The organism is Streptomyces sp. CA2R106 (assembly GCF_037034245.1).
In the GTDB taxonomy this organism is placed as follows: domain Bacteria; phylum Actinomycetota; class Actinomycetes; order Streptomycetales; family Streptomycetaceae; genus Actinacidiphila.
The window spans coordinates 31988-43425 of the sequence record NZ_JBAGKC010000013.1 but is presented as its reverse complement, the minus strand read 5'-3'; the positions used below and the strand labels follow the sequence as shown (position 1 = coordinate 43425).

Below are 11438 nucleotides of genomic sequence, written 5' to 3'. Positions count from 1 at the left end.
ACAGGGGAGCTCCGGGGATTTTCCGGGGTGGCCCGGCGGGGGGCGGCTTGTTATGTTGCGGCGGAGAGCCGAACCCGACGATGGAGCAGCATGCCTTCCGTGGAAAATCTCTGGTGCCGTCGCTTTGTTCCCGCTCAGGACCCGGCCGCGCGCCTTGTCTGCCTCCCGCACGCGGGGGGTTCGGCGCCCTACTTCCGCCCGGTGTCGATGGCGCTCGGCAAGGAGTTCGACGTGATCGCCGTGCAGTACCCGGGCCGGCAGGACCGCCGCAGTGAACCGCCGATCACCGAGATGTCGGTGCTGGCCGACCGGGTCGCGGAGATCCTCGCCGCCGAGGACGACCTCCCGCTGGTCCTGTTCGGCCACAGCCTGGGCGCGATCCTCGCGTTCGAGGTGGCCCGCCGGCTGGAGGCGGAGGGCCGGCCTCCGGTCCGGATCGTCGCGTCCGGCCGCCGCGGACCGGCCACCCGCCGCGAGGAGGCCCTGCACCGGCTCGACGACGCCGGGCTCATGGCCGAACTGCGCTCGTCGGACGGCACCCACACCCTCCTGCTGGAGGACGAGGAGCTGATGCGCGCCGCGCTCCCGGCCCTGCGCGCCGACTACCAGGTGGCCGAGTGCTACGCCAGCGAGCCGTCGGCGACCGTGCGCAGCCCCATCACGGTGCTCACCGGCGACCAGGACCCCAAGACGACGCTCGACGAGGCCCGGCAGTGGGAGCAGCACACCACCGGCGGCTTCGAGTTCGAGGTCTACCCGGGCGGGCACTTCTTCCTCGGCCAGCACATCCAGCCGATCATCGCCCTGCTCCGCAAGCACCTCACCCCGGCCTCCGCACCGACCAGCTGACCGCTCCGACCGGCCTCCCCGCCTGCTGGGCGCGGGTTCAGCGCCCGGGCGGCAGGAGGTCGGCGCGCCAGCGCACTTCGCCGTCGTGGAGCTCGCCGGTCGGGGCGAGCCCCGCGGCGGTGGCGACGGCGGCCGAGGCCGCGTGGTCCGGGTGGACGTGCGCGAGCACCGTACGGACGTGGTGGGCGGCGAGATGGCGGACCAGCCCGCGGGCCGCCTCCTTCGCGATGCCGCGGCCCTGCCACAAGGTGCCCACCACCCACGCGACCTCCGCGTACGACGCCGCGCCCGGCGCGACGCCCGGGCCGCTGCCCAGCCCGCCGCCTGCCCCACCGTCCCGCACCGTCGCCTGCACGGTGCCCGCGAGCCGCCCCTCCGCGCGCAGCCGGATCACCCAGTTCAGCCAGGTCACCCCGGGCTCGGGCGCCCCCGCGACCAGCCGCTCGTACCGGGCCCGCAGCCCCGCGGGCGTCTCCGGCGCCCCGCCGATGTAGCGGTGCAGCGCCGGATCGCCGAGCACGGCCGCCATCGGCTCCGCGTGCCCGGCCTCCAGCGGCAGCATCTCCAGCCGCTCCGTGCCGAACCCGCCGCCCACCGAGCCCACCGCGCCCACCGCGCACCCCTCTTCCCCGCCGCTGCTGACACCACGGCCCCAGGCTACGGCAGCGCGGGCCGCCTCCCCGAAGCGGCGAGGCGGCCCGGGCGAACCGGCGGCCGGAAGCGCCGGGAGGCCGGAAGCGCCGGAAGCGCCGGAAGCGCCGGGAGAGCCGGGAGAGCCGGGAGCAGCCTCAGCGGCGCTTGGCCACGCTCCGCGCCCGCAGCCGGTCCGCGGTGATCGCCAGCCCCAGCACGCAACCGAGCACGATGTTCGTGTAGTTGGGGTTGATCTGAAGGGTCGTCAGGCCGTTGTTGATCAGCTCCAGCAGGATGGTGCCCGCCACGATCCCGAGGATGCGGCCCTGTCCGCCGACCAGGCTCACCCCGCCGATGACCGCCGCGGCGATCGCCGACAGCTCCCAGCCGACCCCGACGCCGCTGGCCGAGCCGACGCCCATCCGGCCGAGCACCATCATCCCGGCGAACGCCGACAGCAGGGAGCTGGTGACGTACATCGACACCACCCGCCGGTCGCCGCGGATGCCGGCCAGCCGCGCCGCCTCGGGGTTGCCGCCGACCGCGTAGACCTGCCGCCCGGCGTACGTGCGCTCCAGGAAGAACCACGCCGCGATCGCCACCACCGCGAACAGGATCAGCGGCAGCGGGATCTGCGCCACGTACGTCTGGCCGACGTCGCCGAACAGCCCGCCGATCCCGGTGATCGAGGTGCCCGAGGTGATCGCGAGGGTGACGCCCTGCGCGACGGTGTACGTGACGAGGGTGACGACGAACGGCGCCATCTTCAGCCGGGTGACGGCCAGTCCGTGCAGCAGGCCCACCGCGCCCGAGATCACCAGCGTGACCAGGATCGCCAGGATCGGCGGCAGCCCGGCCCGTACGTTGAACCAGGACATCAGGATGACGCTGGTGCCCAGCAGCGCGCCCACCGACAGGTCGATGCCGCCGGTGAGGATCACCAGCGACTCCCCGATGGCGATCAGGCCGTACTGCGCCAGGTCGAAGCCCATCCCCTGGAGGTTGACCGCTCCGGCGAAGGTCGACTTGTCCACGGCCAGCGCGACGAAGACGACGACGCAGGCGGCCACCACGCCGACCTCGGGCGTTTCGATCAGGCGGCGGAGGAACGAGGGGCCCGGCGCGCTGCCGGGGTCCGCCTCGGTCGGCGCCGGTGCGGTGCTGGTCTTCATGCGCTTGCCTCTCCCTGCGGGCCCGCGCCCGGCCGCGTCCCGGCCGCCGCGGTCATGATCGCTTCCTTGCCGAACCGGTCGCGGGGGATGTCGTCGACGATCCGCCCGTGTGCCATCACCACGATCCGATGGCAGATCCACAGCAGTTCCTCCAGTTCGGAGGAGGCCACCAGCACCGCCATGCCCTGCTCGGCGGCGGCGTCGATCAGGCTGTAGATCTCGGCCTTCGCCCCGACGTCCACCCCGCGGGTCGGCTCGTCGAGCAGCAGCAGCTTCGGCTCGGCGGCCAGCCAGCGCCCGAAGACCGCCTTCTGCTGGTTGCCGCCGGACAGCGCCCCGATCGGCTGCTCCGGGCTGTGCAGGCGTACGCCCAGGTCGCCGATGATCCGCGCCGCGTGCGCCTTGTCCGCCTTCGGCCGCAGCACACCGCGGCTGCTGATCCGCCGCAGCGTGGTCAGCGTGACGTTCCACCGCACGGAGTGCGCCGCCAGCAGCGACTGCACCTTGCGGTCCTCCGGGACCAGGCCGATCCCCTTCTCGACCGCGTCCGCCGGGTGCCGCGGGCGGAAGTCGCGGCCCAGGAACTCCACCGACCCGCCGGTGCGCGGCTGCGCGCCCATCACGGTGTGCAGCAGCCGGCTGCGGCCCGATCCCATCAGTCCGGCGACGCCGACGATCTCGCCGGCGCGTACGTCCAGGTCGACCGGGCCGAGGCCGTCGGCGGTCAGCTCGCGGGTGCGCAGCACCGCGGTGCGCTCCACCGTGGACGGCGGCGCGAGGTCGGCGCGGGCCAGCTCGCTGCCGACCATCTCGCGGATCATCCGCTCCTCGGTCGCCTCCTGCGGGGTGAGGTCGGCGACGAGCTTCCCGCTGCGCAGCACCACCACCCGGTCGGCGATCGCCTGCACCTCGTCCAGGCGGTGGCCGATGAAGAGCACCGCGCCGCCGGCGGCGGCGTGTGCGCGGGCCAGGTCCAGCACCCGTTCGGCCTCCACCGGGCCGAGCGAGGAGGTCGGCTCGTCGAGGATCAGCACGACCGGTCGGTGGCCCCACGCCTTGGCGATCTCGATCATCTGGCGCACCGGCACCGGGAAGCGCTCGACCGGGCGGTCGACGTCGACATGGGTGACGCCGACCTCGGCGAGCAGTGCCCGTGCCTCCTCCCTGGTGCCGGTGCGGTCGAACACCGCCCGGCCCAGCAGCCCGCCGCCGGCCCGCTGCGGGCGCCGCCCGAGCAGCAGGTTCTCCGCGACGCTCAACTGCCCGACCAGCGGGAACTCCTGTGCCACCAGGGCCACTCCCAGCTCGCGGGAGTGGTCGGGGCGTCCGGGCTGGAGCGCCCGGCCGGCGACCTCGATGGTGCCGGTGGTGGGGGTGACGGTGCCGGACAGCACGCCCATCAGCGTGGACTTGCCCGCGCCGTTCTCCCCCACCACCGCGACGATCTGACCGCGGGCCAGGTCCAGCCGCGGGATGTCCAGCACCTTCACGAGGCCGTACGACTTGCTGACGTCGCGCAGCGACACCGCGCTCTCCTCGGCCGCGCCGCCCCGCTCTCCCCCGCCGCCCGGGCGGTCCTCGCCGCCCGGGCGGGTGTCGGCGGAGCCGGCCATCAGCCGATCCCCAGGCTGGTCAGCTTGGCCTGGTAGTCGGCGAGGTTGGTCTGGGTGACCAGGCCGACGCCGGAGCTGAGGGTGATGCCGTCGCTCTCCAGGTACGGCTGCGCGATCTTGAGGGTGGCGTCCTTGCCGAGCACCTTCAGCGCCGCCAGCAGGTAGGCGCCGGTGTAGCCCTGCTGGTAGGGCTGCTGGAGGACGGTGGCCTGGATGACGCCGGACTTGATGAACTTCAGCGTCTGCGGGTCGCTGTCGTCGGAGATGATCTTGATCTTGCCGGTCTTGCCGGCCGACTGGACGGCCTGGCCGGCGGACGGGCCGTCGTAGGAGTACACCCCGTACAGGCCGTTGACGTTCGGGTTGGTCTGGATCGCGGTCTCGGCGTTGGACAGCGCCTTGGAGGCGTCCATGCTGTCGCTGAGCTTCTGGGCGACCTTGATGCCAGAGCCCTTCAGGGCGTCCTCGAAGCCCTGGATGCGCTCGACCGCGTTGGAGGTGGTCAGCGAGCCGACCAGGATCACCACCTGGCCCTTGCCGCCGAGCGCCTGCTTCATCGCCTCGCCGGCCTTCTGGCCCGCCTGGTAGTTCGGGGTGCCCAGGTAGAGCGCGGCGCCGTCGTCCTTCGGCAGCGGGGAGTCGATGGCGAGCACCGGGATGCCGGCCTTGTTCGCCGAGGCGATCGGCGCCTTGATGGCCGTCGGGTCGATCGCGGAGACGCTCAGGCCGCTGATGCCCTGGCCGCGCAGCGTCTGGATGATCGACAGCTGCTGGTCGAGCCGGCCGTTCGCCGGGGCCTGGTAGGCGCCCTTGACGCCGAGTTCCTTCAGGCCCTTGTTGAAGCCCACCTTGCCGGCGTTCCAGTAGTCGGTGGCGACGTTGACCACCATCGCCTCGTTGAGCTTCGACAGGTCCTTGCCGGCCAGCGCCTGCTTCAGCGCCGCGTCGAGCTTGGCGAGGTTCGCGTCGTTGAACGCGATATCGCCCTTGATCGCGGTGGCGGACGAGGCGGAGGAGGTCGAGTTGCCGGAGTTGTCCGAGGAGGACGAGCCGCCGGCCCCGCTCTTGCTGCACCCCGCCGCCGCGAGCACCACGGCGAGGGTCACGGCCGCGGCGCCCCAACGCCCGTATCCGGAAACGACGGCACCTTTGGCATCACGCATGGGCGAACTTCCTGTTCGGACGGTGACCTCGCGGTCATTGAGAGCGCTAACAATCCACTGAGTGGATCACATCCGCGGGCGTGGGCCGCATCATCCCCAACGCAGCTCACACAACCGGGCGGAGCGGTCGACGTTCACAGCCACAGGGGCCCGAACCGTCTGCACCAGTCGTGGCGGGTTCCTGTCACCCGCCGCCATAGAGTGTTAGCGCTCACGGAATCACCGTCAAGATGTTGAGCCGAGAAAAACCCCGTGGATCGCGAAGAGGTCGGCCCACGTCGCGGCAGACCCGCCGAAACGCCCGCACACGCTGCGGCTTCGCCCGGACTGCCCACGTCCGGAAGGGAGTTGACGGTACACATCGTGTACGCGCACATGCACCGGGGACGGCCGCACACCCGCACATCAGGGCCGCGCCGAGGGGGTGCGGGGACAGGTGCCGCGCACGCGCGCCGGGCACCGGCACGCACACGGGCACGGCGACGACCTCCGCCCGGGCGGCCCTCCCGTACCGGCGGGAGGGCCGCCCGGGTGGGGCGGGCGGAAACGGGTGCCGCGGCGCCCTCACAGGCCCCCGGCGAGCCGGTAGTACGCCTGGTTCCAGCGGATCTCCTTGGCGAACTGCCGGATCTCGGTGCTGCCGTCGATGAGCAGCAGCTCGGTGCGGAGCATGTCCGCGAGGTCGGCCAGCTCCTCGGCGCCGACGGCGGTGGACAGCACCGTGTGGTGCGGCCCGCCCGCGGTCAGCCACGCCTCGGTGGAGGTGCGCAGGTCCGGCGCGGGCTTCCACACCGCCCGGGCGACGGGGAGCGCGGGCAGCGGCTCCAGCGGGGCCACCACGTCGATCGTGTTCGCCACCAGCCGGAAGCGGTCGCCGACGTCCGCCAGGCCCACCACGACCGCCGGGCCGGGCCGGGCGTCGAAGACCAGCCGCACCGGGTCCTCCCGGCCGCCGATCGACAGCGGGTGGATCTCGCAGCTCGGCCGGTCCGCGGCGATGCTCGGGCAGACCTCCAGCATGTGGGCGCCGAGGATGAGTTCGCTGCCGGGCGCCAGGTGGTAGGTGTAGTCCTCCATGAAGGAGCTGCCGCCCGCCTGCCCGGCCCCGGCGGCCTTGAGCGCGTGCAGCAGCGCGGAGGTCTTCCAGTCGCCCTCGCCGCCGAAGCCGTAGCCGTCGGCCATCAGCCGCTGCACCGCGAGCCCGGGCAGCTGCCGCAGCCCGCCCAGGTCCTCGAAGTTGGTGGTGAACGCGCCGAACCCGCCGTCGTCGAGGAAGGCGCGTAGGCCCAACTCGATCCGGGCCGCGTACCGCAGGGACGCGTGCCGCGCTCCCCCCGCGGCCAGTTGCGGGTCGAGCCGGTAGGTGTCGGCGTACTGCGCGGTCAACTCCCCCACCGCCGCGTCGCCGACCGCGTCCACCGCGGCCACGAGGTCGTTGACGCCGTAGGTGTTGACCGACACGCCCAGCCGCAACTGCGCCTCGACCTTGTCGCCTTCGGTGACGGCCACGTCCCGCATGTTGTCGCCGAACCGGGCCAGCCGCAGCGTGCGCAGCGCGCCGTAGCCCAGCGCGGCCCGCATCCAGGCGTGGATGCGGGCGAGCACCGCGGGGTCGGAGACATGGCCGGCGACGGTCTTGCGGGCCACGCCGATCCTGGACTGTATGTACCCGAACTCGCGGTCGCCGTGGGCGGCCTGGTTGAGGTTCATGAAGTCCATGTCGATGGTGGACCACGGCAGTTCGACGTTGGCCTGGGTGTGCAGGTGCAGCAGCGGCTTGCGCAGCAGGTCCAGCCCGGCGATCCACATCTTGGCGGGCGAGAAGGTGTGCATCCAGGCCACCAGGCCGACGCACCGCGGCGCGGAGTTGGCGGCGAGCACCACCTCCGTGATCGCGGCGGCGTCGGTCAGCACCGGCTTCCAGACCGTGCGGACCGGGGCGCCCGGGGCCGCGGCGAGCCGGTCGCAGATGGCCTGCGACTGCTCGGCGACCTGGGCGAGGGTGTCGTCCCCGTACAGGCCCTGACTGCCGGTGAGGAACCAGATCTCGGGTGCGGCGGGCGATGTCATGCCTGGGACTCCTTGCCGACGGACGGCCCCTGCTGGCCGTAGACGTTCTGGTAGCGGTCGTAGAGCCGGTCGACCGCGCCGGGGTCGATGGGCAGCGGGGCGCCGAGCTGGCGCGAGATGTGCACGCTGCGCGCGACGTCCTCGCACATCACCGCGGCCTTCACCGCCGCGCGCGCGTCGCGGCCGACGGTGAACACGCCGTGGTTCTGCATCAGCACCGCGGGCGAGCGGTGCCCGGTCAGCGTCTCCACGATGCCGCGGCCGATCGAGTCGTCGCCGATCAGCGCGAACGGGCCGACGGGTATCTCCGCGCCGAACTCGTCCGCCATCGCGGTCAGCACGCAGGGCACCGCCTCCCCGCGGGCCGCCCAGGCGCAGGCGTAGGTGGAGTGGGTGTGCACCACGCCGCCGACGTCCGGCATGTGCCGGTAGACGTAGGCGTGGGCGGCGGTGTCGGACGACGGTGCCAGGTCGCCTTCGACCACATTGCCGTCGAGGTCGCAGACGATCATCGCCTCGGGGGTGAGCCGGTCGTAGTCCACGCCGCTGGGCTTGATCACGAACAGGTCGCGGCCCGGCACCCGGCCGGAGACGTTGCCGGCCGTCCACACCACCAGCTGGTAGCGGACGAGTTCGCCGTGCAGGTCGCTGACCTGGCGGCGCAGTGCGGCGACGGCGGCGGTCCCGGGCCCGGTAGCGGTCACGGCCCCGGCCCCGGTGGCGGTCACGGTGGAGTCCTGCTGCTGGTGCTGTTCCTCTTGCTGCTGCTGTGGGTTGCTGCTCATGGCAATGCGGACCTCGCAGGATGGGTGAGCGTTAACAAAGAGGGGGTGAGCGCTAACACTTGGCTGGTCCGAGTCCGGGTCGGCCCCGGTCAGACCGCCCCGGCGGCCTCGGCGCGCAGCGAGCGCAGCCGGTGCATCGCGTCGCTGCCGCCCCGGCCGAAGTGGTCGTGCAGCTCGCGGTACTCGGCGTACAGGCGGTCGTAGGCGGCCGCACGGGCGGGGTCGGGCAGGTAGGCGCGGCGCTCGATCCGGCCCATCGCCGCGGAGGCGGCGCGGATGTCGGGGTGGGCGCCGGCGGCGACGGCGGCGTGGATCGCCGAGCCCAGCGCGGGCCCCTGGTCGGAGGCCATCAGGTTGATCGGGCGGCCCAGTACGTCGCTGTAGGTCTGCATCAGGAAGCGGTTGCGCAGCAGGCCGCCGGCCGCGGTGAACTCCGTCACCGGCACCCCGGACCGCTCGAACGCCTCCACGATGGTGCGGGCGCCGAACGCGGTGCCCTCGATCAGGGCCCGGTAGACGTCCTCCGGCCGGGTGTCGAGGGTCAGCCCGACCAGCAGCCCGGACAGGTGGTGGTCCACCAGCACCGACCGGTTGCCGCTGTGCCAGTCCAGCGCGACCAGGCCGTGCGCGCCCACGGCCTGCGCCGCGGCCTTCTCGGTGAGCAGTTCGTGCGCGGAGATGCCGCGCCGGCGGGCCTCGTCGGCGTACTCCTGCGGGGTGGTGGTCCGCACCGCCCAGGCGAAGAGGTCGCCGACACCGCTCTGCCCGGCCTCGTAGCCCCAAAGGCCGGGCACCACACCGTCCTTGACGACCCCGCACATGCCCGGGACCTCGGCGAGCACGTCGGAGTTCATGATGTGGCAGGTCGAGGTGCCCATGATGGCCAGCATGTGGCCGGGGTCGAGCGCCTGGGCGGCGGCGGAGGTGACGTGCGCGTCCACGTTGCCGACCGCCACCGGGGTGCCGGCCCGCAGCCCGGTCAACGCCGCCGCCCGCGCGGTGAGTCCACCCGCGGCCGCGCCGAGCTGCGAGAGCGGGTGCTCCAGCTTGGCGGTGAAGTCCGCGAAGTCCGGGTGCAGCGAGGCCAGGTACTTCGCGTCGGGGTAACCGCCGTCCTGCCGGATGCCCTTGTAGCCGGCCGTGCAGGGGTTGCGGCTCTCCGCGCCGGTCAGCTCCCACACGATCCAGTCCGCGGCCTCGATCCAGCGGTCGGCGGCGGCGTAGACCTCCGGGTCCTCGCGCAGCAGTTGGAGCGCCTTGGCGTACTGCCATTCGCTGGAGATCTTCCCGCCGTACCGGCCGAGCCACGGCTGCCCGCTGTCCAGGGCGCGTTCGACGATGAGGTCCGCCTCGGGCTGCGCCGCGTGGTGGCGCCAGAGCTTGGGGTAGGCGTGCGGCCGGCCGGCGAAGCGCGGCAGCTCGCTGAGCGGTGTGCCGTCGGCGGTGGTGGGCAGCACCGTGCAGGCGGTGAAGTCGGTGCCGATGCCGACGACCTGCTCCGGTCGCACCCCGGCCGCGGCCAGCGCCCGCGGCACCGCGAACCGCAGCACGTCCCGCCAGTCCTGCGGCACCTGGAGCGCCCAGTCCGGGGGCAGCGTGCGGCCGCCGCCGGGCAGCGCGTGCGACACCACGCCGTGGGTGAACTCGTGCACCGCGCTGCCCAGTTCGCGGCCGTCCTCGACGGCGACGACGAGCGCGCGGCCGGAGAGCGTCCCGAAGTCGACGCCGACGGTCACGGCGGGTGGATCGGTGGTCATGTCTGCCTCCAGTCGTACGAGGGCGCCGGGCGCGGGCGGAGCGCCCGGCGGCCGCTCGGGTGGGGTGAGGTGAGGTAGGTGGGGGGTGGCGGGCCTGCGGGCGGGGGCTCACGTGTTCCCGCGGCGGGGGCGGGGTGGGTCCGCCGTATGGACGGGGCGGGTCCGGCTCGCCCCGCCGTTCGGGCGGGCGCCGGGGCGGTCGGGCGGTCCTGCCCTCGGTCGGGGGTGGGCACCCGCAGCGCCCCGCCCCGCTCCCGCACCGCGGACCGCCGGCTGTCAGGTGCCGCCGGGCGCGGCTAGGACGGGGTGCTGCTGCGGCGGACGATGAGGCGCGGCTCGATCACCACGCGCTCGTCGTCGTCACCGGTCGACCCGGCCTCCAGTCTGCTGATCAGCAGCCGGATGCTGGCCTGGCCGACGGCGGCGAAGTCCTGGCGGACGGTGGTGAGGGGCGGCGCGAAGTACTCGGCCTCGGGGATGTCGTCGAACCCGGCGATCGCGACCTGGCCGGGCACCGACAGCCCGGCCTCGCGGAAGGCGCGCAGCACTCCGAGCGCCATCTGGTCGTTCGCCACGAACACCGCCGACAGCCCGGTGGCGCCCGGGCGCGCGCCGCGCGCAACCACCCGGCCGGCCAGCTCCTGCCCGGCGCGGTAGCCGCACAGCGGTGTCCAGTCGCCGATCAGCGGCTCGGGCACCTCGGCGCCGGCCTCCTCCAGCGTCGTGCGCCAGCCGACGGCGCGGGCCTCGGCCTCGAACCAGCTCGGCGGCCCGGCGACGTGCCACACGGTCCGGTGCCCGGCGGCCAGCAGGTGGCTGGTGACCAGGCGCGCGCCGAGTTGCTGGTCGACCGACACGCCGGGGATGGGCAGCGAGTGCCCGCCCTCCACGGTCACCACGGGGAAGGGCAGCTTCAACTCGGCCAGGGCGCTGACCGCGTCGCGGTGCGGCACTATCACCACGATGCCCTCCACGCCCCAGTCGCTGAGGTGGTCGATGGCCTCGCGCAGCGCCGCGGCGGTGTAGCGGCGCAGGGTGACCGTGGAGACCATGTAGCCCTCCTCGCGGGCGGCCTCCTCCAGCCCGAACAGGGTGCTGGACGGGCCGAACAGCGTGGGGTTGCACGCCACGACGCCCAGGGTCAGGGTCCGGCGGGTCACCAGCGCGCGGGCCGAGGAGTTGCGCCGGTAGCCGAGTTCCTCGATCGCCCGCTGCACGTCGGCCCGGGTCGTCTCCCGCACGTTCGGGTGGTTGCTGAGCACCCGGGAGACCGTCTGGTGTGACACTCCGGCCAGTTGGGCGACGTCCGCCATCGTGGGCGCCCTCCGCCTTCCGGCGCTCTCCGCAGTCTGCGACATGACCCTCCGATCGGTGACGAGGTAATTGTTAGCGTTCA

General features: G+C 73.4%; 9 protein-coding genes. 1 reads left to right on the top strand and 8 read right to left on the bottom strand.

Features of this window, described 5'->3' with window-relative positions:
- Nucleotides 1–90: 90 nt before the first annotated feature.
- Nucleotides 91–849 (top strand): thioesterase II family protein, encoded by a 759-nt coding sequence (locus WA788_RS19970; protein ID WP_335979191.1) that lies wholly within the window; start codon nucleotides 91–93, stop codon nucleotides 847–849.
- A 37-nt stretch (nucleotides 850–886) separates the two neighbouring features.
- Here WA788_RS19970 and WA788_RS19965 read toward each other — a convergent pair whose 3' ends face one another.
- From WA788_RS19965 to WA788_RS19930, 8 genes are all read right to left on the bottom strand, one after another.
- Entirely contained in the window at nucleotides 887–1411 is a 525-nt protein-coding gene (locus tag WA788_RS19965; protein ID WP_335979344.1) for a GNAT family N-acetyltransferase, read from the bottom strand.
- A gap of 226 nt (nucleotides 1412–1637) precedes the next feature.
- Nucleotides 1638–2654, bottom strand: coding sequence for an ABC transporter permease (locus WA788_RS19960; RefSeq protein WP_335979189.1), 1017 nt, complete (start codon nucleotides 2652–2654; stop codon nucleotides 1638–1640).
- Nucleotides 2651–4267: a sugar ABC transporter ATP-binding protein gene (locus WA788_RS19955; protein WP_335979187.1), complete on the bottom strand. Its 1617-nt coding sequence runs from the start codon at nucleotides 4265–4267 to the stop codon at nucleotides 2651–2653. The genes WA788_RS19960 and WA788_RS19955 overlap by 4 nt, the downstream gene beginning before the upstream one ends.
- Nucleotides 4267–5430 (bottom strand): substrate-binding domain-containing protein, encoded by a 1164-nt coding sequence (locus tag WA788_RS19950; protein ID WP_335979186.1) that lies wholly within the window; start codon nucleotides 5428–5430, stop codon nucleotides 4267–4269. The genes WA788_RS19955 and WA788_RS19950 overlap by 1 nt, the downstream gene beginning before the upstream one ends.
- Before the next feature lie 564 nt (nucleotides 5431–5994).
- Nucleotides 5995–7500, bottom strand: coding sequence for an L-arabinose isomerase (araA, locus tag WA788_RS19945; RefSeq protein WP_335979184.1), 1506 nt, complete (start codon nucleotides 7498–7500; stop codon nucleotides 5995–5997).
- Nucleotides 7497–8285, bottom strand: coding sequence for an L-ribulose-5-phosphate 4-epimerase (locus WA788_RS19940; RefSeq protein WP_335979182.1), 789 nt, complete (start codon nucleotides 8283–8285; stop codon nucleotides 7497–7499). The genes araA and WA788_RS19940 overlap by 4 nt, the downstream gene beginning before the upstream one ends.
- Before the next feature lie 89 nt (nucleotides 8286–8374).
- Nucleotides 8375–10042, bottom strand: coding sequence for a ribulokinase (araB, locus tag WA788_RS19935; protein ID WP_335979181.1), 1668 nt, complete (start codon nucleotides 10040–10042; stop codon nucleotides 8375–8377).
- Between the two features lie 296 nt (nucleotides 10043–10338).
- Nucleotides 10339–11400, bottom strand: a complete 1062-nt coding sequence (locus WA788_RS19930; protein WP_335979179.1) for a LacI family DNA-binding transcriptional regulator — start codon at nucleotides 11398–11400, stop codon at nucleotides 10339–10341.
- Nucleotides 11401–11438 lie beyond the last annotated feature (38 nt).